General features: G+C 57.1%; 22 protein-coding genes. 7 read left to right on the top strand and 15 right to left on the bottom strand.

Features of this window, described 5'->3' with window-relative positions:
• Window positions 1-16: 16 nt before the first annotated feature.
• Genes ACR0D7_RS01510 through ACR0D7_RS01500 form a run of 3 tightly spaced genes read right to left on the bottom strand, consistent with a single transcriptional unit; the run spans window position 17 to window position 2,873 of the window.
• Complete coding sequence (locus tag ACR0D7_RS01510) at window positions 17-634, bottom strand: MarC family protein (protein ID WP_170381393.1); 618 nt, start codon at window positions 632-634, stop codon at window positions 17-19.
• 2 nt (window positions 635-636) lie between these two features.
• Window positions 637-1,026, bottom strand: a complete 390-nt coding sequence (locus tag ACR0D7_RS01505) for an ACT domain-containing protein (protein WP_480677443.1) — start codon at window positions 1,024-1,026, stop codon at window positions 637-639.
• The gene (locus tag ACR0D7_RS01500) at window positions 1,023-2,873 is read right to left on the bottom strand and encodes an ABC-F family ATP-binding cassette domain-containing protein (RefSeq protein ID WP_480677442.1); all 1,851 of its coding nucleotides are present in this window, start codon (window positions 2,871-2,873) and stop codon (window positions 1,023-1,025) included. The genes ACR0D7_RS01505 and ACR0D7_RS01500 overlap by 4 nt, the downstream gene beginning before the upstream one ends.
• 306 nt (window positions 2,874-3,179) lie before the next feature.
• On the opposite strand from ACR0D7_RS01500, the gene ndk reads away from it, so the two are divergent.
• Window positions 3,180-3,602: a nucleoside-diphosphate kinase gene (ndk, locus tag ACR0D7_RS01495; protein ID WP_008757405.1), complete on the top strand. Its 423-nt coding sequence runs from the start codon at window positions 3,180-3,182 to the stop codon at window positions 3,600-3,602.
• A gap of 53 nt (window positions 3,603-3,655) precedes the next feature.
• Here the strand turns inward: ndk and ACR0D7_RS01490 are convergent, their stop codons facing one another.
• A complete protein-coding gene (locus tag ACR0D7_RS01490; protein WP_480677441.1) occupies window positions 3,656-4,003 on the bottom strand; it encodes a TfoX/Sxy family protein in 348 nt (115 codons plus the stop codon).
• A gap of 119 nt (window positions 4,004-4,122) precedes the next feature.
• On the opposite strand from ACR0D7_RS01490, the gene ACR0D7_RS01485 reads away from it, so the two are divergent.
• The 4 genes from ACR0D7_RS01485 to ACR0D7_RS01470 are packed head-to-tail and all read left to right on the top strand — an operon-like array spanning window position 4,123 to window position 7,036.
• Window positions 4,123-4,296: a hypothetical protein gene (locus ACR0D7_RS01485; RefSeq protein WP_480677440.1), complete on the top strand. Its 174-nt coding sequence runs from the start codon at window positions 4,123-4,125 to the stop codon at window positions 4,294-4,296.
• Window positions 4,296-5,813 carry a CHAD domain-containing protein gene (locus tag ACR0D7_RS01480; RefSeq protein WP_480677439.1) on the top strand — a complete coding sequence of 506 codons (1,518 nt, stop codon included), beginning with the start codon at window positions 4,296-4,298 and terminating at the stop codon, window positions 5,811-5,813. Before ACR0D7_RS01485 ends, ACR0D7_RS01480 begins: the two co-directional genes overlap by 1 nt.
• 3 nt (window positions 5,814-5,816) lie before the next feature.
• A complete protein-coding gene (locus tag ACR0D7_RS01475) occupies window positions 5,817-6,572 on the top strand; it encodes a ParA family protein (protein WP_480677438.1) in 756 nt (251 codons plus the stop codon).
• On the top strand, window positions 6,569-7,036 hold the full coding sequence (locus ACR0D7_RS01470) for a CYTH domain-containing protein (protein WP_480677437.1): 468 nt from the start codon (window positions 6,569-6,571) through the stop codon (window positions 7,034-7,036). Before ACR0D7_RS01475 ends, ACR0D7_RS01470 begins: the two co-directional genes overlap by 4 nt.
• On the opposite strand, the gene ACR0D7_RS01465 is transcribed toward ACR0D7_RS01470, so the two are convergent.
• From ACR0D7_RS01465 to ACR0D7_RS01425, 9 genes are all read right to left on the bottom strand, one after another.
• On the bottom strand, window positions 7,033-8,403 hold the full coding sequence (locus tag ACR0D7_RS01465) for a sensor histidine kinase (protein WP_480677436.1): 1,371 nt from the start codon (window positions 8,401-8,403) through the stop codon (window positions 7,033-7,035). The genes ACR0D7_RS01470 and ACR0D7_RS01465 overlap by 4 nt on opposite strands.
• On the bottom strand, window positions 8,396-9,076 hold the full coding sequence (locus ACR0D7_RS01460) for a response regulator transcription factor (RefSeq protein ID WP_170381385.1): 681 nt from the start codon (window positions 9,074-9,076) through the stop codon (window positions 8,396-8,398). Before ACR0D7_RS01460 ends, ACR0D7_RS01465 begins: the two co-directional genes overlap by 8 nt.
• 181 nt (window positions 9,077-9,257) lie before the next feature.
• Window positions 9,258-10,694: a Do family serine endopeptidase gene (locus ACR0D7_RS01455; RefSeq protein WP_480677435.1), complete on the bottom strand. Its 1,437-nt coding sequence runs from the start codon at window positions 10,692-10,694 to the stop codon at window positions 9,258-9,260.
• A 745-nt stretch (window positions 10,695-11,439) separates the two neighbouring features.
• The gene (locus ACR0D7_RS01450; RefSeq protein WP_480677434.1) at window positions 11,440-12,045 is read right to left on the bottom strand and encodes a nucleotidyltransferase family protein; all 606 of its coding nucleotides are present in this window, start codon (window positions 12,043-12,045) and stop codon (window positions 11,440-11,442) included.
• A gap of 31 nt (window positions 12,046-12,076) precedes the next feature.
• The gene (locus tag ACR0D7_RS01445) at window positions 12,077-14,494 is read right to left on the bottom strand and encodes a GcvT family protein (protein ID WP_480677433.1); all 2,418 of its coding nucleotides are present in this window, start codon (window positions 14,492-14,494) and stop codon (window positions 12,077-12,079) included.
• Between the two features lie 83 nt (window positions 14,495-14,577).
• Window positions 14,578-15,885: an HlyC/CorC family transporter gene (locus ACR0D7_RS01440; protein WP_480677432.1), complete on the bottom strand. Its 1,308-nt coding sequence runs from the start codon at window positions 15,883-15,885 to the stop codon at window positions 14,578-14,580.
• Between the two features lie 63 nt (window positions 15,886-15,948).
• The gene (locus ACR0D7_RS01435; RefSeq protein ID WP_480677431.1) at window positions 15,949-16,902 is read right to left on the bottom strand and encodes a site-specific tyrosine recombinase XerD; all 954 of its coding nucleotides are present in this window, start codon (window positions 16,900-16,902) and stop codon (window positions 15,949-15,951) included.
• Between the two features lie 2 nt (window positions 16,903-16,904).
• Window positions 16,905-18,428, bottom strand: coding sequence for a hypothetical protein (locus ACR0D7_RS01430; RefSeq protein WP_480677430.1), 1,524 nt, complete (start codon window positions 18,426-18,428; stop codon window positions 16,905-16,907).
• Window positions 18,418-18,567 (bottom strand): hypothetical protein, encoded by a 150-nt coding sequence (locus ACR0D7_RS01425; protein WP_480677429.1) that lies wholly within the window; start codon window positions 18,565-18,567, stop codon window positions 18,418-18,420. Before ACR0D7_RS01425 ends, ACR0D7_RS01430 begins: the two co-directional genes overlap by 11 nt.
• A gap of 79 nt (window positions 18,568-18,646) precedes the next feature.
• Between ACR0D7_RS01425 and ACR0D7_RS01420 the strand changes: the two genes are divergently transcribed.
• Both ACR0D7_RS01420 and aroB read left to right on the top strand, forming a co-directional pair.
• A complete protein-coding gene (locus tag ACR0D7_RS01420) occupies window positions 18,647-19,234 on the top strand; it encodes a shikimate kinase (RefSeq protein WP_480677428.1) in 588 nt (195 codons plus the stop codon).
• Complete coding sequence (aroB, locus tag ACR0D7_RS01415) at window positions 19,234-20,346, top strand: 3-dehydroquinate synthase (protein WP_480677427.1); 1,113 nt, start codon at window positions 19,234-19,236, stop codon at window positions 20,344-20,346. The genes ACR0D7_RS01420 and aroB overlap by 1 nt, the downstream gene beginning before the upstream one ends.
• On the opposite strand, the gene ACR0D7_RS01410 is transcribed toward aroB, so the two are convergent.
• Both ACR0D7_RS01410 and ssb read right to left on the bottom strand, forming a co-directional pair.
• Complete coding sequence (locus ACR0D7_RS01410; protein WP_480677426.1) at window positions 20,347-21,417, bottom strand: site-2 protease family protein; 1,071 nt, start codon at window positions 21,415-21,417, stop codon at window positions 20,347-20,349. It abuts the gene before it with no gap.
• An 18-nt stretch (window positions 21,418-21,435) separates the two neighbouring features.
• Window positions 21,436-21,939: a single-stranded DNA-binding protein gene (ssb, locus tag ACR0D7_RS01405; protein ID WP_170569761.1), complete on the bottom strand. Its 504-nt coding sequence runs from the start codon at window positions 21,937-21,939 to the stop codon at window positions 21,436-21,438.
• Window positions 21,940-22,116: the final 177 nt, after the last annotated feature.

The raw sequence follows: 22,116 nt of genomic DNA, 5'->3' as shown, positions 1-22,116 counted from the left end.
TAAGGTATATGGGAACTTACGACGCAAAACCAAAGGCCTTGAGCCCGTCCAAAATGAACTGAACGGATAGCGCCGCCAGCAGCATACCCAGCAACCGGGTCAGCACGTTCAACCCGGTCTTGCCCAGAATGCGCGCCACTGCGCCCGATGTCAGGTACATCACGAACACCATCGCCAGTACGACCAGCATGACGCCGATGACCACGGCCAGACCCTGAATGCCGGGCTGTTGGCCAGCCAGCAGGATCATGGTCGCAATTGAGCCGGGGCCAGCGATCAGAGGGATGCCCAGCGGAAAGACCGACGGATCCGGGTGTTCTTCTTCCTCAGCACTGTTTTCACGCCGCTTGGTGCGGCGCTCAAACAGCATGTCGAGCGCGGTCAGGAACAGCAGAACGCCCCCCGCGACGCGAAACGCCTCCATCGAGATGCCAACGAACCCAAGAAGGGCTTCGCCGAAGGCGGCGAACATGGCCAGAATGACGCCTGCGGTCAGGCAGGCCCGGATCGCGATAGAGCGGCGCGTGGCCCAGTCCATGCCTTGGGTCAGCGCAACAAAGATCGGCGTCTGCGCGGGTGGGTCGAGGACCACGAATAGCGTTGTGAACGCGGTTATCAGGAATGCACTGTCCATGGTTATTTGCTGCTCCGTTGCAGGCCTTGCAGAATATTCAGGGCGTCATCTGACAGGCCTGAAGGAATGTATACGTGGTCATGGTGATAGCCCGCGACCATGTTTGCAGGAATACCCGCCTGCGCCAACGCCCCGGATACGGCGGCAGTCAACCCCACGCCTTCCAGTGAGGAATGAACCTGCAATGTTATGCAGCGCATGGCGACCGCATCCTTTGGTGCGCTTTTGATCGGGACGATAGAAGACATCCCCTCCGCCTCGACACAGCTGGCGCGCGCACCTTCGGGCCAGGGCTTGTCATCGGGCCAGGCGACGAACGCAAATTCTCCGGGCTGAATCTCGGGGCGCATACCCGCGATCATTGCATGGGTTTCAACGACAGGATCGGTCATGCGGTTTCCGCCTGTTCCAAACGTTCAGCGGCCGCGACCCAAAGCGACTCAGCCTTTTGCATGGCTTCGACCACTTCGGCAAACTTGCGGTTCCAGGTTTCCAAATCGTTGATCTTGTCGTCTTCATACAGGGCCGGGTCCGCCAGTTTGGCCGAAAGCTTTTCGTGCATGTCTGTCAGCTTTTCGATCCGATCTTCGCATTTGCGCAGATCGGCGCGCAGGGCCAGCATGGCCTCGCGCGAAGGGCGCTTGGGTTTTGCCACCTGCGGTTTTTCCTTGATCGGTTTGTCACGGGCCAACAGTAGGTTGCGATAGGTCTCAAGGTCTCCGTCAAAGGGTTTGACCGTCCCGTCCGAGACCAGCCACAGCCGGTCTGCAACCAGCGACAATAGGTGCATGTCGTGGCTGACCAATACCACGGCACCGGAATAGGCGGTCAGCGCTTCGACCAACGCCTCGCGGCTTTCGATATCCAGGTGGTTGGTCGGTTCGTCAAGGATCAACATATGCGGTGCGTCGATCGTGGCGATCAGCAGCGACAGGCGGGCCTTTTGACCACCCGAAAGACGCCCAACCAAAGTTTCCGCCTGATCTGCGTTGAGCCCGAACCCGGCCAGCCGTGAGCGCCATTTGCCCGGTGCCTCATCAGGACGCAGGCGGCGTAGGTGATCCAGTGGCGTTTCGTCCACATGCAGTTCGTCCACCTGATGCTGAGCGAAATAACCGATGCGCAGTTTGCTGCTTCGGGTCATCTTGCCCGCCATCAGGGGCAGGCGGTCGGACAGCAGCTTGGACAGGGTCGATTTCCCCTGACCGTTCTTCCCCAGCAGCGCGATGCGGTCATCCTGATCAATGCGTAGATTAAGACGACGCAATACCTCGGTCTCGCCATACCCGGTGATACCACCTTCGAGATGGATGATCGGAGGGGAAAGTTCCTCGGGTTCGGGGAAGCTGAACGCTCGCAAAGCAGCTTCTTGCGGGGTTGAGACCAATTGGATGCGCTCAATCATCTTCAGGCGAGACTGGGCTTGAACAGCTTTCGAGGCTTTTGCGCGGAACCGGTCCACAAAGCTTTGCAGGTGAGCGATGCGGGCTTTAGCCTTGGCGTTTTCCGATTCTGCCTGTGCCAGCCGCTCGGCACGGCGTTCAGCAAATTTGTCGTAAGGCACCGCGTAATAGGTCAGCTTGCGGTCTTCCAGATGCAGGATCGATCCCACGGCCCGGTTCAGCAGCCCGCGGTCGTGGCTGATGATGATCACAGTATGAGGATACTTGGCCAGATAGCTTTCCAGCCACAACGCGCCTTCGAGGTCCAGATAGTTGGTCGGTTCGTCCAGCAACAACAGATCGGGCTGCGAGAATAGTACGGCCGCCAAAGCCACGCGCATCCGCCAGCCGCCCGAGAAATCGGAACACGGGCGCAGTTGGTCCTGATCGTCAAACCCCAAGCCCTTGAGGATCGAGGCCGCACGCGCCTCGGCCGACCAAGCATCGATATCGGCCAGACGAGTCTGAATCTCCGCAATGCGCGCTGGATCCTCGGCGCTGTCGGCCTCGGCCATCAGCGCGCTGCGTTCCGTATCGGCCGCCAACACTGTGTTGATAAGCGACACGTCGGAGGAGGGAACTTCTTGCGCCACGCCCCCGATCCGCGCGCGTTTCGGCAAAACGATGTTGCCTGATTCCAGCGCCAGCTCGCCCCGGATCAGTCGGAACAGGGTTGTTTTCCCAGTGCCATTGCGCCCCACCAAACCGACTTTGTGGCCGTCAGGAATGGTGGCGCTGGCGCCGTCAAACAGGGGGCGGCCTTCAACCGCATAGGTGATGTCTTCGATCCGTAGCATGGGCCGCTCTTATCAGAGCATCTCAGACGCCGCCAGCGGCTTGGTATGTTCAATCTAAAACCGATTTAACAGCGCCTTTTTCAGGGGCGTTCTTGACCGACCCCGGTACTGCTTGCGCCTATATTGCCTCGGCTGAGCCGGTCGGGTTCAACTATGCATTGGCCTGTGCGAGCCGCTGCCGGACACAATCCGGTTTTCTGTGGTGCAAGGTTCCATCATTCCACTTTTCTTGGGGCACAGACCGTGCTAGGCGGCGCGCGATGGATTTCGGCGCGACCCCGCGCCTTATGTTAAGGAGAGGCCGACATGGCACTGGAACGCACATTCTCGATCATCAAACCCGATGCAACCCGCCGCAACCTGACTGGCAAGATCAACGCCAAGTTCGAAGAAGCTGGTCTGCGCATCGTTGCGCAAAAGCGCATCCACATGACCAAAGCTCAGGCTGGCAAGTTCTATGACGTGCACGCCGAGCGTCCGTTCTATGACGAACTGTGCGAGTTCATGTCGTCGGCTCCGGTTGTTGTTCAGGTTCTGGAAGGCGAAGGCGCCATTGCAAAAAACCGCGAAGTCATGGGCGCAACCAACCCCGCAGACGCAGCCCCCGGCACCATCCGCGCCGAATTCGCCGAGTCGGTTGGTGAAAACTCGGTCCACGGTTCGGACGCGCCGGAAACTGCCGCGGTTGAAATCGCCTACTTCTTCTCGGGCATCGAACTGGTCGGCTAATCCGCCATCAGATCAGAATTTTGGGCCGCTCCCGGTATCGGGTGCGGCCTTTTTTATACCGGCTTGAGGTCATCGGCAGACACCCGAACGCCGATGGCGTCCAGGTCCGAGGTCATCTGGGTTTCGGGCATCGCGGTAACGCTGGTTTTAATGGCATCGAACCGTTGCCGAAGGGCTTTTTTCTCGTCGCCCTTGCAATCGTTCCACGGGCGACCCTGCAGCCCCATGACCAGCACATAATAACCAATGAAATGAGGTCGAGCTCCCGACCGCAACACCCTTGCATAGGCCTCGTCAGGACCCAGATCGCGCAGTTGTTGGGCGGTGTGAATACCGGCGTGTGCGCAGGCTTGCTCGAATGCAGGGCCAAGATTGCGGATAGAAGAGACGGGATCGGACATGCCTATCTTGTAAGCTGGTGTTCCTAGGCTGTCGACCTGAAGCGGGGAGTGTTGGGTATAAACCTTGCCAGACAATCAGCAACACGGTTTCATGATGCCATGCTGTAAAAGGGTCGCCAATGTCCACAAGCAAAGAAGCTGATAGTAAATCAAACAGGTGTAAAAGGATTGCCGCTTTGAGGACATTTAAGGCCTTTGCGATCCTCGCGACTGAAGAAGGCAACAGCGCCCGCACAATCATCGAGGCATTTTTGATCGATTTGTCTGGTACGCCGAAAGAAGGTCGTACGTGATGGCAGAGACGCGCGGTTTCTTTGTCATTCTGGGGGCGTTCGATCTGGATAGGTTTTCAAAAGCGCTTGATGGATTGACCCCCGAATTCGAAACACCGAAGGCTGCACAGTCGTTTGAATTGTTGGATTGTCACGATCAGTCGCTCCGAGCGGATAGTCGAATGTTGATCGAATCCAACGGCATGCTGCAATTGCTGCAATGGGACCAAGACAATGTGGTTCAGGACTGCAGCGTTAAGGGACAATTCGTACAGGATTTACCCGATGGTCCGGTTCGCGCGGCGCTGAAAAAATTTCCGAAGCTGCGCGCGATGATGAGCATGGGCTCTGGGACCATGGAAGTCAGTAGGTTTGCCGTTCTGGATAAGCTGCAAAAAACACAAGTTCGCGGCCGTGTTCTCTCGTTGACCACAAAGCAGGGACAGGCGACCATTCTGAATGTTCATCCGATGCGCGGATATGATCGCGCCTTTCGGACAGTATGTGAAGCACTGGGGAATATGGCTGGCACGGTGGAAGGTATTGAGCCGTTGCTTCAGCATCTGTTTCCCGATGTTGTTCGCTATAGTGCAAAACCCAAGATCAAGCTAAGCACACAAGAGCCATCGATCGAGGTGGCAGCAGATATTATCCACACTTTTCTAACCGTGGCACGCCAGAATGAGGCTGGCGTGGTCGCAGATATCGACACGGAATTCTTACATGACTACCGCGTCTCGCTGCGGCGTGTTCGATCGGTCGTAAGCTTGTTCAAAGGGGTGTTTTCACCTGATCAGACAGTTGTCTTGAAGCAGGAGTTCGCGGATCTGATGTCCTCCACGGGAAGGGTTCGGGATCTGGATGTCTACCTTTTAGAAAAAGAACTATACTTCAACCTCATACCTCCCAATCTTCACGCTGGTGTTGAGGTCATGTTCGCGCAGTTCGCGAAAGAGCGCACCCGAGCGCTTGCCGATTTGTCCCGACGTTTTCGTAGTGCGGACTACGACAGGCAGATGAAGGATCTTTTGGTGCTCTTTGCGGACACCAAGGGGTTGGAGCCCGGTCCCAATGCAGATCGCGGTGCCTATGACTATGCTTGTGCGCTGATCTGGAAACGCTATCGCAAGCTATGCAAACGGGCGCGCGGCATCACTCCGGAAACACCGGATGAAAACGTGCATGACCTGCGGATCGCCTGCAAAAAGCTACGCTATCTGATGGAATTCTTTGCCCCTCTTTTCGACAGGCGCGATTTCAAAATTCTCATTAAGCCTTTGAAAAAACTTCAGGATAATCTGGGGCTGTTTAATGACTATTCGGTTCAGCAAGAAGCCTTGGTTGAATTCGTCGCGGCCCAGAGCAATGCGCAAGGTCGGGCGAATGCGCAACTTGCCATGGCTGTCGGAGGGCTGATCGCTGTCCTAAACCAACGTCAGAATGTCGAGCGCGAGCGCGTGATGGCCAATTTTCAACGTTTCGATAACCCGGACATCCAGCACCTGTTCCGGTCCCTGTTTCACCATAAGGAGGATTGAGGCGTGAAGATCATTGCCTGCTACAGCAATAAGGGTGGTGTGGGTAAGACCGCAGCTTCGGTGAATCTGGCGTATGCCTATGCGCAGGCGGGGTACACGGTGCTGTTGTGCGACCTCGATCCGCAAGGGGCGGCGGGGTTCTATTTTCGGGTGAAACCCTCGAAAAAACTTACAGACGCGCGTTTCTTCGAAGATGTGGATCGTTTCACAAAGTCGATCCGCGCCAGTGATTTTGAAGGCTTGGATGTGCTGCCCGCAAACCTGACATTTCGGGATTTTGACGTGTTCCTCTCAAGGATGAGGAACAAGCGGTCGCGACTAAAAAAGGCGTTGACCACTGCTGGTAGCGACTATGACGTGATTATTTTGGACTGCCCGCCAAATTTCTCGACCCTGTCCGAGAATGTTTTCAAAGCTGCGGATCAGATTGTAGTACCTGTCATCCCGACCACCTTGTCAGAACGGTCGCTTGAGCAGTTGGTCAACTTCTTTGAAGAACACAAGCTACCTAAGAAAAAGTTAAAGGCTTTTTTCTCAATGGTGCAGCGGCGCAAAAGCCTACATCTTGAGACGATGGAAAAGATGCGCAAAGCCCATAAAAAGCGGTTCCTGCAGGCTGAAATCCCCTTTGCCGCGGATATCGAACGCATGGGGCAGAACCGTGCTCCTGTTCCTGTTTTTGCTGGCCGCAGCGTCGCGAGCACGGCTTATCAGGCATTGTTCGACGAATTGGAAAATGGAGTGGTTTCAAGAAAATGAACACCGAAATTGAACGCAAGTTTCTGGTCGAAAAGCTGCCAGACCTAAGCAGTGCAGAAAGGGCCGTGGTACGTCAGGGGTATTTGACGGCACCTGACGATTCCACTGAACTGCGTTTGCGACAGAAGAACGACAAGTTCTTTCTGACCCTCAAAGGCAGTGGCGCGCTTGTGCGGGTCGAGCGCGAGGCCGAGATATCAGCCGAGCAATTCGAAACTTTTTGGCCCGAGACGGATGGTCGTCGGGTCGAAAAGGAACGGTACACCGGAAAACTGCCGGATGGGCGCGTGTTTGAGCTGGACGTGTTCCTGGGTGATCTTGCCCCGCTGCGGCTGGTTGAGGTGGAATTTCAGACCGAGGGTGAGGCAATAGGTTATATTCCTCCCGATTGGTTCGGTATCGATGTGACCGCCGACAAGCGCTATAAAAACAAGACGATGGCAATCAATGGCGTGCCGACCTAGGGTTTCCGCGCCAGTTTAATTGATGCCTCAAGCCCCGGATCACAGTTGTGGGCCTCAAAGACACCGCCGTGCATGTGCGAGATTGCCGCGACCAGCGCCAGTCCCAGTCCCGCATTTCGCTCGGATCGGGCCGGATCCAGCGTGACAAACGGCATCTGCAGGCGCGACAGATCCTCTTGCGGGACACCTGGACCTTGGTCGCGGACGCTGAGGGTGGTGTAGGGGGCGTCCTCTGACAGGTTGATCGTTACTGTCGTGCCCTGCGGCGCATAGCGCAGTGCGTTCTCCAACAGGTTCGATAGCGCTTGGGACAGCAGCGGACGGTGCCCGGGAATGGGTGCCGCCGAGCCTGTTACCTCAAGCTTGATACACTGATCCACAGCGACGGGATCATAAAGCTCGACCACATCCGCCACCAATTGCTGCAGGTTTACCTGTTCGAATTGCTCGCGGCCCACACCGGCCTCTGCCCGAGAGATTTCGGTCAATTGACCCAGTACGCGCAGCACATGGTCGATCTCGTTACTAGCCCGCGCGATATCAATTTCGCGTTCTTGATCCGTTTTGGAAGGATCAGACAGGGTTTCCACCCGTTGTTTCAAGCGCGACAGGGGTGATCGAAGATCGTGCGCGATAGAATTCGATGTGGTGCGCAGATTGCTGACCAGTTCCTCGATCCGGTCCAGCATGGTGTTGAGCGTCCCAGCGACCTGATCGAATTCATCGCCGGTGCCCCGCAAGGACATTCGCCGGGATAGATCGCCCGAGACGATATTCTCAGCCGTGCTGGCGATATCAGACAGTCGGGAAAAGACCAGGCGGGTGAACAGCCAGCCGGTCAGAACGCTCAGCACCAGGGCAATACCAAGTGCCATTCCGACCGACCGCAACAAAACACGATCAAACTGCTGCCGTGCTAACGCATCACGGCCCACCAGAAGTCGCTCGCCGCGGGGAAGGCGGATTGAAGCCGCTGAGATGGGCACAAGTTGATCATTGTCGGCCCGGCGCAGTTCAAGGTTCACCCAGCCACTGCCAGCGGTGATGTTTTCTGGCCATTGCTTAAGGTTTCCAGCAAGAGTGACCCCGAACCGGTCGGTCAGCAGATACAAGGCATCCCGATCAGAAGCTGTTGGAATGCGGCGTTCTATTGCTCCTATCAACCCGATCAATCCCCGGCGTTCGTACTCATCCGCAAGACCGGTCAGCTCAGCGGAAACAACCGAGCGGGTCTCACCCTCGATACTGCGGTTTGCTGTCACGTAGACTAATGCCAGCACAGCAGCCGTCAGCAGCGTGCTGAGAACCATGCTGGCCAGCACAAGGCGTGTTCGGGAATTGTTGAAGGAAAGCCTTATGTTATCCATCAGATATCATGTAGCCGGCGCCCCGGACGGTTTCAATCAGCGGTGGCTCATCACCTTCGTCCAGTTGACGGCGCAGCTTTGAGATATGGACATCGACCACATTGGTGTGCGGGTCGAAATGATAATCCCAAACACCTTCCAATAACATCGTGCGGGACACCACACGGTTTTTCCGGCGTAGGAAAAACTCAAGAATTTGGAATTCGCGCGGGGTAAGGGTGATCTCACGCCCGTTGCGTGTAACCTTACGGGTCAGCAGATCCATCTCAAGATCGCGGCAAGTCAAAGACTTGCCTTCCTCGGCCTCTTGCGGTCGGCGTAGCAAGGCCTCAATCCGGGCGTGTAGTTCCTGAAAGGAAAACGGTTTGACCAGGTAATCGTCCGCCCCGGCACGCAGGCCTTTGACGCGCTCGTCGACGGCGCTCATCGCGGTTAACATCAGAACTGGCGTCTTCACACCCGCCGCGCGCATTGATTTGATGAGGGATAGACCGTCCAACTCCGGTAGCATCCGATCCAGAACCACTGCATCAAATCCGCCATCGGTGGCGTGGTATAGGCCCTCACGGCCATCCTCGGCCGCTTCTACGACATAGCCCTCTTCGCCAAACCCTTTGGCGATGAAGTCCCGGGTGTCTTCGTCATCTTCGACGATCAGCAGGCGACGGCTCATGATCCGAGTTCCTTTCTACCGGGATTTAACCACAAAATTGGGGTAAAGCACATGGTTTGGCTAAATAATCTGCCGGGTGCAGAGCTGTGCACCCGGCAGTCCCAACGGTTTGCGGACAATTCAAACCGCCGAGGAGGCGCCCGCCAGATTTCCCCATCACGAGGCGCGCGCGTGAGTTAGGTTAGGCGATTTCCACCGCGACAAAGATCTGGTTTCCGCCGCGGTTGATCAGGACAAGCGCAGGGTCTTTCTTTTCGCTGTCCAGCGCAGCTATCAGCGCATCCGGCGTCGCGGTCTCTTGACCGCCCAACTTCACGATCACATCGCCCCGCTGCAGACCGGCTTTGGCTGCCGGGCTGTCAGGCTTCAGGTCGGTTACGATCACACCGTCGACATTCTGACCCACGCCCATTTCGGCGCGGTTCGTGTCGGTCAGCGGCGCAACAGTCACACCCAGAGCGGTGCCGGAAACGGTTTCGTCCACCGACTTGTCGATCTGGGCCGAGGCGCTTTGATGTTGGCCGATTGTCAGCTCAAGCTGTTGCTCAGTACCATCACGCAAAACGGTCAGGACGCTGTCGGTGCCCACTTTGGTCGTGCCGACAAGGATTGGCAGATCGCTGCTAGAGTCCACGACCTCATCATTGAACGTCAGGATGACATCACCTTGTTGCAGCACACCCTCGGCCGGGCTGCCTGCGACAACATCCGAGACCAGTGCGCCGGTCGAATTGTCGATACCCAGTGCGGCGGCCAGTTCGGGGCTAACATTTTGGATCGATACGCCCAGCCAGCCACGGCTAACCTGACCGTCATCGCGCAGGTCGGCAGCGATATGTTCGACGATGTTAGACGTCACAGCAAACCCCAGACCAACGGACCCTCCGGTGGGCGAGTAGATGGCTGAATTCACGCCGACTACTTCACCGTCCATATTGAACAATGGACCGCCCGAGTTGCCCTTGTTGATCGCCGCGTCAGTCTGGATGAATTCGGCATATGGCCCATCCGAGATATTGCGGCCTTTGGCCGATACGATCCCGGTGGTCACGGTCGAGTGCAGCCCAAACGGGTTGCCAATTGCCACAACATCTTCACCCACGCGGATGACATCGCTGTCGCCCAGTTGAACGGCCTGCAGGACTTCTCCTGCGTCGATTTTCAGAACGGCGATATCAGTCAACGGGTCGGTGCCCACGACTTCGGCCTCAAAGGTACGGTCGTCCGACATGCGTACTGTCACAGTCTTAGCGTTATCGACGACGTGGTGATTGGTAATGATGTACCCGGCTTCGTCCAAAACAAATCCTGAACCCAGCCCCTGTGCTGGTCCGCGTTGCGGAGCGCTGAACCCTTCAGGTGTCCCGAAGCGCTTGAAGAATTCCCCAAACGGGTGCTGATCAAGGTCAAACTGCTGTCCTTGGGCAGGCATCGGTGCGGAGTCCTGTTCCGCGATGATGGTGACGACCGCAGGCGACACGCTTTCAACGAGGTCAGCCAATGCTTCGTCGGCCATTGAGGGCAGGGCGGTGGTTGCCAGCAATGCGGCGCTTAAGGCGCCTGCGCCGACCCAACTGGCTGTCCCGGGCAAAAGTAGAGAGGATTTGCGGATGCTCATTTTTGTCTCCTGTTTATGTCACGTGATTGCGGCCACGCGTTGAGACAGGAAATGCGCGCTTACTCTGATTGTTTCCTGAGAGTTTTGTTAAGAAATCTTAATTTTGCCACAAAGAGGCTGCTCTATCCGCCAAGCTGATTATTCAGAATGGTGGAAATAGGCGAATCATTGCCTGCGAATCGACGAATTGTCGCTGTTTTGGGGCTCAAGTCGCAAAAACGGTCGAATTAAATATATTTGGTTAACAAACAAATCGCGAACCCTTCTTCTTTCGGGGTGATCTTCTTAAGGTTGTTGTCCTGTAAGTTCCCTGCGCCGCTCTCTCGGAATAATTTATAGCATAAAAGCCAGAGGGCTATTTAGGTATAGGCATAATGGAGGATGGCGTGGCTTTGCTCACTGGGGATGGTACCTCTTAGGTTGAGTGGCGCTTGGCGGATGTTGCGGAAAAACCATTCTGATACCGGTAAAATTTACCCTTCTTTCGAATTTTACATTGTTTGAAGCCATCGGATAGGTGACGATGAAGATGCCCAAGCGAGGGGAGCCGACGGCACTAGGGGGTGTTGAAGGCTTGTCACAGTCACCGGAAGCGCTGAGCGGCATGTTAACGAGGGGGTCTTGTTTAGGTTCGGCAGCGGAATAGCCAGGTTGTCCTAAGGCAATTTTGGCAGCGTTTTCGGGATTGATGAAAAGTGGTAGTCCTGTCTTGGGTACCGGCCCGGTCGTCTTCGACCGGGCCGTGTTATTTTTTGGCAGTGCGTTTTTTATGCCACTCGGTCCACTCCTCTGGCGTGTCTAGGTCCAGCAGGGCGTTCTGGTCTGGCAGGGGAACGAGAAGCACATTGTCTGAACATGCACGCACGATTGACTGCGCACCTTGGTCCCCGGACAGGCGTTTAAGGTGGCCGAAAAGGCTATGGTCAAACACAACCGGGTGTCCAGGTTTTCCGGTTTGCGTCGCACCACGCCAAATCAGCTTATCCGGGTGGGATTGAACGGCCGATAAAATGGCCTTTAGATCATCCGAGGTGATATCCGGTAAATCCGCCAGTAAAACCATCGCAGCGGTCGCATTAGGCGACACATGCGCTAAGGCGCCCCGAAGGCTGGCGCTCATACCTTCGTGGGCGTCGGGGATTTCCGCCTTGCAAAGGTCCAGCCCCTCCAATGCTTGGTGGCGGGGATGTGGTGCCGGAGGCAGCGCGACGATAACGGGCGCCGCTTGTTGGGCGATAATTGCCGCGCGGCGAAGCAAAGGCTTGCCGTCGACGACCTGCAGCAACTTGTCCTGGCCGCGCATGCGGCTGGATTGTCCAGCGGCCAGCAGAAGGATGGGAATCTGCGTCATGCCGCCACCATGCCGCGATCCCCGCATGGTGTCATCCCCGCATGCGCGTACCATCTGCATCAAACAGCGGTTCCGAGATCATGCGAGCTTTGCGCAGTTGGCCAAGGATTTCGATCTCTACTTCAAGCCCATCGCTTAACCGCTCTGTGGGCAAAAAGCCCAGTGCGACCGACTTGTCCGCATAGTGCGAATATCCGCCCGACGTGCAAAAGCCCACGACATTGCCATCCAGCCAGATGGGCTCATAAGCGTTCACATCGGTGTCGTCAGCATCTACCACGAAAGCAACCAGTTTTCGCGCCACTCCTTGGGTCTGCTCCAGCTCTGCGGCGGAACGGCCAATAAAATCAATGCTCTTCGAAAAAGAAATGAACCGATCTAGCCCCGTTTCTGCAGCCGTATAATCTGGCGAGAACTCTCGCATCCACGATCCAAAGAATTTGTCCAGACGCAAGCTCATCATCGCGCGCATGCCAAAGGGTACCATGTCATGCGCTTGTCCGGCCTGCCACAACGTCCACCAAAGCCGCCTTTGGGCCATCGGGTCGCAATAGATCTCATACCCGAGATCACCAGTATAGCTGACCCGCTGCACGATACAGTCGGTCATGCCGATGGTCATAGGACGTACATCAAGGAAACGAAGGGCTGAAACATCTTCCCGCGTACAGGCGGCCAGAACTTTTGCGGCTTTGGGACCGGCGATCTGAAAGCCGTTTAGCCGGTCGCTTATATTCTCAATTTGTACGCCGTCTTGCTGATGCTGCTGGAACCAGCGCATGTGGAAAGCTTGACTGCCGTAGGACGCGGTCAACTGGAACTCACCTTCGCTCAGGCAGGATACGGTAAAATCGCCGATTAGCTTGCCCTTGGGGGACAGCATTGGCGTCAAAGACAACCGACCCGGTTGCGGGATACGTCCGGCCATAATCCGGTCTAACCACCCACGGGCCGAGGGGCCGGTGATGCGGTATTTTCCGAAATTGTGAACTTCGTTGATGCCAACGCCATTGCGAACAGCGCGCACCTCGCGCCCGGTTGCCGCGAAGGCGTCCGAGCGGCGAAATGATGGCGTTTCATAGCCCGGTTCACCGTCTTGAGCGAAATAATTTGGTACCTCCAACCCGTATTGCTGACCCCACACTGCGCCCAGATCGCTGAAGATATCGTACATCGGGGTTGTCCGGTTCGGTCGCGCGGCGGGCAATTCCTCGTTCGGGTAGGCGACGCTGAAACGTTTCTGATAGTTCTCGATCACCTTCGGGCGGGTATAGCCCGGGCTGATCCAGTCGCCAAACCGGGCCACATCCATCGCGAAAACGTCGCGCTCGGGTTCACCTTCGACCATCCACTGCGCTAGTGTCAGACCGACGCCACCGCCCTGGCTGAACCCGGCCATCACGCCGCTGGCAGACCAATAGTTGCGAACCCCCGGTACAGGCCCGACCAGAGGATTGCCATCTGGCGCAAAGGTGAACGGGCCGTGGATAACCGACTTTACGCCTGCCTCGGCAAGAACGGGGAAGCGTCTATAAGCAAACTCGATACTGTCGGTGATCTTGTCGAAATCATCGGGCAGCAGTTCGTGGCCGAACTCCCAAGGTGTTCCGTCGACCGCCCAAGATTTGCAGGGTTGTTCGTAAAAGCCGATACATAACCCACGCCCTTCCTGCCGCAAATAGCTTTCGCCAGCGGGGTCCATCACATGCGGGTGTTCGCCACCCGCGTCTATGATCGCCTCGATCTGGGGGATCGAGTCTGTCACCAGATATTGATGCTCCATCGGGTGCAGGGGGAAGTAGATGCCCGCCATTGCGCCGACTTCACGCGCCCACAGACCGCCGGCATTGACCAAATGCTCGGCATGAATGGTGCCTTTGTCGGTGACCACATCCCAGGTGCCATCGGGGCGTTGGTTGGTTTCACGCACCATGCAATGGGTCTCGATCGTAGCACCGCCCATCCGGGCTGCTTTGGCATAGGCATGAGTTGTGCCCGACGGATCAAGGTGCCCGTCCAGCGGATCGTAGAGCGCACCGATGATGCCGTCAGTATTGGTGATAGGAGCGATTTTCTTGATCTCGTCCGGTCCAACGATTTCGGTTTCCAGGCCCATGAACCGGTGCTTGGCGCGTTCGGCCAGCAACATGTCGAACCGGTCCTGATTGTCGGCCAGTGTCACGCCTCCCACGTGATGCAGGCCGCAGGACATGCCGGTGATTTCTTCCAACTCTTTATACAGGCGGATCGTATAGCCCTGCAGCGCCGCCATGTTGGTGTCGCCGTTCAAGGTGTGAAACCCGCCCGCCGCGTGCCATGTCGAACCGCTGGTCAGTTCCGACCGCTCTAACAGTGTGACATCCGACCAGCCAAGCTTGGTCAGGTGATACAAAACCGAACATCCGACGACACCCCCGCCGATTACCGCTACCCGAGTTGTGGTCTTCACGTCTCGCCTCCGTTGGTATTGGCCAAAGCGTGCAAGCGTAGGAAGGGGATTACTGTTCCGATAGCGACAATTCGTGTCGCTGGTTACAACGGTCGAATCTTCAGCTCGGTCACGCGGTTGCCCTCGCGGGCGGTGACCTCGAACCGGAACCCGTGGAATGAGAAGACCTGACCTGTTGTCGGGATCATCTGTGCTTCGTGAATGACCAACCCGGCGATCGTGTTCGCTTCTTCATCCGGCAGCGACCAATCCATTGCGCGGTTGGCGTCACGGATCGTCATTGCACCTTCGACAAGAAATTGCCCATCCTCGGTGCGGGTCACGGGTACGTCTTCTTCGATATCAAACTCGTCGGCGATCTCGCCTACGATTTCTTCGAGAATATCCTCAAGCGTGATCAGGCCGCGCAACGAGCCGTATTCATCAACTACCAGCGCAAAGTGGCTGTGCATTCGCAGGAACTCGCGCATCTGGTCGTCCAGCGTTGTGGTTTCCGGTACGAAATAAGGATCGTTCGCCACCTTCGAGATGTCGAATTCCTTCAGACGATTGGAATCGTTTTCGGTGCCGCCAGCGTGGGCATACATGGCGCGAAACAGGTCCTTGGCGTGGACGACACCCACAATATTCTCTGGCTCATCGCGGAATACAGGCAAGCGCGTGTGCGGGCTTTCCAGACATTGCTGCAGAATGGCCTCGGGCGCGTCGTCAGCATCAATCATCTCGATATTTGAGCGGTGCAGCATGATCTCTTCCACCGCGCGCTCGCCCAGATCCAGCGCACCAAGGATGCGATCCCGGTCTTCCTTTTCGACCACGCCTTCGGAATGGCCCAGCTGCAGGGCACCTGCGATTTCCTCACGCACGGCGAGGATATTACTGTCCGGGTCGATTTGAACACCAAACAGGCGCAGAACGCCGCGTACCAGAAGGCGCACCGCTGCGACGATGGGCGAGAAGACTGTAACAACGATACTGATGATCGGAGCGACCGCAGCAGCCGCCTTTTCCGAGTTGGTGATGGCGTAGGTCTTGGGCAGAACCTCGGCGAAGATCAGAACCAGCAACGTCATTACCAGTGTCGCCAGCGCCACGCCGCTTTCTCCGAACAGTCGGGTAAATAGCGCCGTCGCCAGCGAGGCCGCGAGGATGTTCACCAAGTTGTTGCCCAGCAGGACTGAGCCGATCAGCCGTTCATTGTCATCGGTAATATCCAGCGCCTTTTGCGCCCCGCGCGAGCCCTTGTCGGCCTGCGCCCGCAGTTTGCCGCGCGAAGATGCGGTCAAAGCAGTTTCAGAACCCGAGAAGAAGCCCGACAGAACAAGCAAAAGCAAAATGGCGCCTGTGGTAAACCAGAATGCGCCGTCGATCAGAGAAGGTGAGGGTTCCATCGGTCCTAAATTGTTGGTGTTGTTGCATCCGTTATGGGGGTGCGCCCCCCGCGGATCAAGGGGTTAGCCTTTGTCTTTGGGGTCTTTCGCCAGCGGGTGGTGCTCTAACACCAGTTCGGCCAGACGCTCATCCAAGACATGCGTATAGATTTCTGTGGTTGCGACATCCGCGTGCCCCAACAGTGTTTGGATCGACCGCAGATCAGCTCCGTTCGCCAAAAGATGCGTTGCAAAGGCATGGCGCAACGTGTGTGGAGTGACTTTTTCCGGGGACAAACCACCCTGAACCGCGAGTTCCTTGACCAACTGAAAGAACATATGCCGTGTCAGGTGACCTGATTTTCCGCGCGATGGGAAAAGGAACTTCGATCGCTGACCGCCATTTGCGACCAATTGCTCTTCGGCGTCATCCCGCACCATAAGCCACGCGGCCAGTGCATCGCGGGCAGGTGGGGACAGCGGAACCATCCGTTCCTTGCCACCTTTGCCCAACACCAATAGCATCCGCGGGTCGCCCCGCGCGGATGAAACCGGCAACGAGACCAGCTCGGTCACGCGCATACCGGTCGCGTACAGCACCTCCATCAGGCAGGTGTTGCGTACCCGGTCCGCCTTGGTGCGCCCCGTCTGACGGGCGGCCTGCAGCAGTCGGTCAACCTCGGGTACGTCCAGTGTTTTTGGCAGGCGCTTCTGGCGACCCGGTCCCTTGATCTGGATGGCGGGGTTGGTTTCGCGCCAGCCTTCCTCGAATGCGAAACGATAGATTTGCTTGATGGCAGAAAGGCGACGTGCACGAGTGGATTGTGCCAGCCCTTGCGCATCGCAGTCGATCAGATAGCGCTCAATCCGATCTCGGTCAGCGTCGTCAAATCCGACTTTGCGACGCTCAAGCCAGTCGGCAAAGTCTTTCAGATCACGCCCATAGGCCAACAGGGTGTTGTTGGCGGCCCCAAGCTCGGCAGCTTGCGCTTGCAGGAAAGTGGAAATCCACAGGTCCGATGTAGCCGGGGACGCCATGATCAGCTGTCCTGCAGGATCAAAAGGTTCAGCGCCGCACGGCGTGCAGTGTCCTCAAGACCCACCCGGCGCAGCGTTGCAATTGCAGCAGTCAGATCGACAAGATTGCCGCGCGCACCATGTGCGAACAACTCCATAGTTTCCAAAATGGCTTCGCCCAATTGGTCGTTTTCCAGCAATGACTCGATGTCCGAGGGGATTGGTGCAGCCCAGGCAAAACCCTGAGCTACCGCATCGGCTTGTGGGGACGGGGTGCGCGCGCGCCCTGGATCACCCTGCGCCAATGCGGCTAGAAACATCGTTTCGATGGACTGGTCTGGTGGCGACAGGGCAGCTGTTTCATAGAGTTCGGACAGCAGCAGGATGCGCCATCGCAGGCTTTCACTCTCAGCATCAGGCAGAGAGAACTGCGATAGTCGACCTGCGAACAACTCGGCAAATGGAACCTCAAGACCAACGTTGCGCATTTGGTCCCAGACAGACGGCAGAGTTTGCGAGATGGCTTCTGGCTCGCCGGTTTCCAAAGCACTTTCAAACTTCTGAATGGCGGACACCCGGTCCCACACTGCACCCGAGGCCGCTGGGTTACGTTCGGTATACAGGCCCAACAATTGGTTGGGGGTCAGTGCACCGATACGTGTCAGACGCTCGGCCGCTTCAATTTGCGCTTTCCAACCGGCCACATCGCGCAGATCGGCATTTGCAAAGGCTCGCGGCAGCGGGGCAGATGGCAGGCGCTCACCGATCGCTTCGAACAGACGAAATGTAAGTGGATCGGGATTGTCCGGTTGCGGCAGATATTCTGCATCTTCGAACAGTTCGGGGCTAAGGAACCGATCCAGCACATCCAGATCTTCGGGCGGCAGGACTTGCAGCGCATGGGCGGCCTCAAGCGTCAGCGCGGCCGAGCCCCAGTCGCCTCGCCGCGCCTTGCAGAATATTTGCGCCGCGTAATTCTGCGACAGATGTGGCTGAGCAATCAGCGCGGTGCAGCTGCGGTCTTCGTCGCCAGTCAGCAATGTCGCGTCGAACCAGCGTTGGAACCGTTTGCGGCTGTCGGTGGGGCCAGCCAGTTGCACCAATGATTGCATGGGGTCAGCTGCGCCCAGCTGCATCAGACGATCCAACCGTGCCAACAGAAGGATTTCCTGAGCATCAGGCCCAGCCGGTGCGCGCGCTTCGGACAGCAGCAGAGTGAACAGTAGCCGCTGCATGGCGGGGTTATACTTGACTGGCACCCGGGCGATCAGCTGCGCCAGCCGGTCGGGATCGCTATTCTGCCAAAGGCCAACGGGCAGGCCGGTCACGGATGAAGAAACCAGCCCAAGTGGCGGCGACAGGGCCTCAAGCGGGGTGACTTCGACGTCCGGCTGTACGCCAGTTTGTGTTACTGGCGGCTCCAACAGAACTGTTCCCGGCAGGTTTTCTGGCGGGTTGCTCAGCCAATCAATGACGGAAAGAGGTTCCTGCTGTGCCTGCGCCGATCCGGCCAGGAACAGCGCGACCACTGCGGCCTTATTCGACATTCAGGATTACCGGTTCTCGAATCTCTTCCTGAGGCGCTGAGAAATCTACACCGAAGAACGGCCCCAGATAGGCGTATGCTACCAGCCCGATGAAACTCAGGCAAATCAGGTATAATAAGAACTTGATCAGACGGCCCATTGTTCAACACTGCCTCAATTTTCTGTTTTGCCATAGTTATAGCTAGCATTTTTCCTAAGATCACGTCATTCACGGTGAAATGAGCGAAATTAAGCATAACACCCTCAGCTCGGACACGGATGCAGGCTTTGCACTGCACAAAACAGTCGTTCTTGTAGGCATGATGGGCGCAGGAAAGACTGCTGTGGGCCGTGCATTGGCCGCGCGGTTGGGGGTTCCTTTCCTTGACAGCGATGCCGAGATCGAATCGGCGGCCAACATGACCATCCCCGAGATCTTCGAACGTGACGGAGAGCCGTTTTTCCGCGCAAAGGAATCTCAGGTTATCGGGCGTCTGTTGGATGAGGAAAAAGGTATTCTGTCGACGGGTGGCGGTGCCTTTCTGGCCGTACAGAACCGAACGATGATTACCGAGCGCGGTGTCTCGGTCTGGCTGAGGGCAGATTTGGACGTTCTGTGGAATCGCGTCAAACACAAGGACACGCGCCCGTTGCTGCGCACGGCAGACCCGTATGCGACGTTGCGTGGCTTGTACGAACAGCGCGTGCCGGTTTATGCGCAGGCCGACCTGATCGCGGAGTCGGACGGCGAAACCTCGATCGAGAATATGGTGAACCGGGTGCTGGAAGCGCTAGCGACACGCCCCGATGTTTTGGAACGGAAGTAATGCACCAAACTGTACATGTAGAGCTGGGCGAACGCTCGTATGATGTGGAAATTGGCCCAGACCTGCTGGCGCAGGCTGGCACTCGGGTCGCGCCTTTGCTGCGGCGACCCAAGGTGGCAGTGGTGACCGACGAAAACGTGGGTGACTTACATCTGGATGCGCTACGCGAAGGTTTGGCCTCGGTCGGGATCGAGATGACGTCACTGACATTGCCAGCGGGTGAGAGCACCAAAAGCTGGCCGCATTTCGAACACACGGTCGAATGGCTGCTGGCGGAAAAGGTCGAGCGCCGCGATGTGGTCATCGCCTTTGGTGGCGGTGTCATCGGCGATCTGGTCGGCTTTGCCGCTGCGGTTCTGCGTCGTGGGGTGCGGTTCGTGCAGATCCCGACCTCTCTGCTGGCACAAGTCGACAGCTCTGTTGGTGGCAAGACCGGGATCAATGCACCGCAGGGCAAGAACCTGATCGGTGCGTTTCACCAACCATCGCTTGTTCTGGCCGATACTTCGGTTCTGGGCACCATGACACAGCGCGATTTCCTTTCAGGCTATGGCGAAGTGGTTAAATACGGCCTGCTGGGCGACGCCGATTTCTTTGAATGGCTGGAAACCAATGGAACCGATGTGTCGGGCGGAGATATGGCCGCACGTGTGCGTGCCGTGACACGTTCTGTGCAGATGAAAGCCGACATCGTAGCGCGGGACGAAACCGAGCAGGGCGACCGCGCGCTGCTGAACCTTGGCCATACGTTCTGTCACGCGCTTGAGGCCGCGACCGGGTACTCGGATCGTCTGTTGCATGGCGAAGGTGTGGCTATTGGTTGTGCGCTGGCGTTTGAATTGTCCTCGCGTCTAAGCATGTGTTCGCAGGAAGATCCTAGCCGCGTGCGGGCGCATTTGCGCGCGATGGGTATGAAAACTGATCTGGCTGATATCCCGGGCGACTTGCCAAGTGCCGAGGCTTTGGTCGATCTGATGGCGCAGGACAAAAAGGTCATCGACGGTCAATTGCGGTTCATCCTGGCACGGGGGATTGGCCAGGCATTTGTGACGTCGGACGTCCCGCGCGACGCGGTGATTTCTGTGTTGGAAGATGCCTTGGCAACCGTCTGATTAACGACTGCGGATCACCATCAGCTCACCGATGTTTTCGCGGGTGATGTAGCCAACCATGTTGCCAGCCTGAGTGCAGACCGCGATGGCAGGGGCACCTTTGTGCAGCGTATCCAGAACCATTTCGAGCCCGCTGGTCAGTTGCACCTGTGGTATATCCGTCACCATGATGGACGTGGCCGGGTCCGAGCGCGGATTGTCCCCGGCCAGCGCTGTGAACAGGCGGTCTCGGGTCACGAACCCCAGTAGAGCGCCAGCTGAGTCAAGTACCGGAAACTCGTGCTGTGTGGTGTGAATGACTGCTTGCGCTGCGGTCGCCAGCGTATCTGACGGGGACAGGGCGTGAAATTCTGTGATCATGGCATCACGAGCCAGCACCCGCCGCGCCACCGAGCGCATAGCAACATCCTGGCTTTCCGAGCTGGCCGCGACGAATACAAAGACCGCGATCAGAACCAATATGGGATTGCCTGTGCTCAAGCCCCAGAACCCAAATGCCAAGGCAACGAATTGACCGCCCATCGCGGCCACTTTTGTGGCCTTCACCCGGTCCATCTTCAGGCATAACAAGGCTCTGAACACTCGGCCTCCATCCATCGGAAAGGCCGGGATCATATTGAAAACAGCCAGAAGCAGGTTCACATACGCCAACCGGTTCAACAGACTTGGCCCAGTCGAGTCGATCTGAGCCAAGGTCTCCAACGGCATTCCGGCCCCAAACGCGACCAGTACGATCCAGATGACTATGTTTACGGCAGGTCCGGCAAGGGCGACCCAGACCTCTTGCATTGGTTGTTCCGGCATCCGTTCCAGCCGCGCCAACCCACCGATCGGTAGAAGAGTGATGTCGGGGGTTTTGATCCCATAACGCCGCGCCATAAGTGCGTGGCCGAATTCATGCGCGACGACGCAGGCAAACAGTGCCAGAACGAAGATCAGGTTTTCGATGGCTGCGGGCAGGCCACCGCTGGAATAGGCCGCGAAAGCGACCCATGCCAAAAGTAGGAAAAAGGTGACATGGATCCTCAGTTCCGACCCAAGTAACCGGCCGAGTGAGAAGGACCATGTCATGATACGTCTCCGTTTTGCTTAGAACGGAATCTCGTCGTCGTCGATTCCGCCAGATGCCGGGGCAGGGGCACTGGATTGGCCGCCATATGGGTCGCCATAACCGCCACCGGCCTGACCTCCGCCATAACCACTGGACTGGCCGCCACCGTAGCCACCACCGCCGCCTTCACCGCGAGCATCCAGCATCACAAGGGTAGAGCCAAAGCCCTGCAGGACCACCTCGGTCGAGTAACGGTCTTGCCCGGATTGATCCTGCCATTTGCGGGTCTGCAGTTGGCCCTCGAGGTAAACTTTGGATCCTTTCCGCAGGTATTGCTCTGCGACGCGAACAAGCCCCTCGTTGAAAATAGCGACCGAGTGCCATTCTGTGCGTTCGCGGCGCTCACCGGTGTTGCGGTCTTTCCATGTCTCGGATGTGGCAATGCGCAGGTTGCAAACCTTGCCGCCGTTCTGGAATGTCCGGACCTCGGGATCGCGGCCAAGATTTCCGACCAGAATGACCTTGTTGACTGAACCCGCCATGTATTTCCCCGTTCTGAATTGACGTATGCGCGCCCGAATCTGGCGCTGTGTTTCCAAGCGACCCTATACCTCCTGCGGCTTGGTTGAAACACAGATGATGGCTGCAACATAGAGCAAGAATTTACTAAGCTTCTCTTTACCAAGCTTTCATTTTTAACTGAGATATCTATACTCGAT

It is taken from the genome of Ruegeria sp. BB7, assembly GCF_056539365.1.
The sequence above is the reverse complement of the archived record's forward strand: the minus strand, read 5'-3'. Positions and strand labels throughout refer to the sequence as shown.

Coding starts and splice junctions, on each gene's coding strand:
- ACR0D7_RS01510 (WP_170381393.1), bottom strand. CDS start 634: ATGGACAGTGCATTCCTGATAACCGCGTTCACAACGCTATTCGTGGTC.
- ACR0D7_RS01505 (WP_480677443.1), bottom strand. CDS start 1,026: ATGACCGATCCTGTCGTTGAAACCCATGCAATGATCGCGGGTATGCGC.
- ACR0D7_RS01500 (WP_480677442.1), bottom strand. CDS start 2,873: ATGCTACGGATCGAAGACATCACCTATGCGGTTGAAGGCCGCCCCCTG.
- ndk (WP_008757405.1), top strand. CDS start 3,180: ATGGCACTGGAACGCACATTCTCGATCATCAAACCCGATGCAACCCGC.
- ACR0D7_RS01490 (WP_480677441.1), bottom strand. CDS start 4,003: ATGTCCGATCCCGTCTCTTCTATCCGCAATCTTGGCCCTGCATTCGAG.
- ACR0D7_RS01485 (WP_480677440.1), top strand. CDS start 4,123: ATGTCCACAAGCAAAGAAGCTGATAGTAAATCAAACAGGTGTAAAAGG.
- ACR0D7_RS01480 (WP_480677439.1), top strand. CDS start 4,296: ATGGCAGAGACGCGCGGTTTCTTTGTCATTCTGGGGGCGTTCGATCTG.
- ACR0D7_RS01470 (WP_480677437.1), top strand. CDS start 6,569: ATGAACACCGAAATTGAACGCAAGTTTCTGGTCGAAAAGCTGCCAGAC.
- ACR0D7_RS01465 (WP_480677436.1), bottom strand. CDS start 8,403: ATGGATAACATAAGGCTTTCCTTCAACAATTCCCGAACACGCCTTGTG.
- ACR0D7_RS01460 (WP_170381385.1), bottom strand. CDS start 9,076: ATGAGCCGTCGCCTGCTGATCGTCGAAGATGACGAAGACACCCGGGAC.
- ACR0D7_RS01455 (WP_480677435.1), bottom strand. CDS start 10,694: ATGAGCATCCGCAAATCCTCTCTACTTTTGCCCGGGACAGCCAGTTGG.
- ACR0D7_RS01450 (WP_480677434.1), bottom strand. CDS start 12,045: ATGACGCAGATTCCCATCCTTCTGCTGGCCGCTGGACAATCCAGCCGC.
- ACR0D7_RS01440 (WP_480677432.1), bottom strand. CDS start 15,885: ATGGAACCCTCACCTTCTCTGATCGACGGCGCATTCTGGTTTACCACA.
- ACR0D7_RS01435 (WP_480677431.1), bottom strand. CDS start 16,902: ATGGCGTCCCCGGCTACATCGGACCTGTGGATTTCCACTTTCCTGCAA.
- ACR0D7_RS01430 (WP_480677430.1), bottom strand. CDS start 18,428: ATGTCGAATAAGGCCGCAGTGGTCGCGCTGTTCCTGGCCGGATCGGCG.
- ACR0D7_RS01425 (WP_480677429.1), bottom strand. CDS start 18,567: ATGGGCCGTCTGATCAAGTTCTTATTATACCTGATTTGCCTGAGTTTC.
- ACR0D7_RS01420 (WP_480677428.1), top strand. CDS start 18,647: ATGAGCGAAATTAAGCATAACACCCTCAGCTCGGACACGGATGCAGGC.
- aroB (WP_480677427.1), top strand. CDS start 19,234: ATGCACCAAACTGTACATGTAGAGCTGGGCGAACGCTCGTATGATGTG.
- ACR0D7_RS01410 (WP_480677426.1), bottom strand. CDS start 21,417: ATGACATGGTCCTTCTCACTCGGCCGGTTACTTGGGTCGGAACTGAGG.
- ssb (WP_170569761.1), bottom strand. CDS start 21,939: ATGGCGGGTTCAGTCAACAAGGTCATTCTGGTCGGAAATCTTGGCCGC.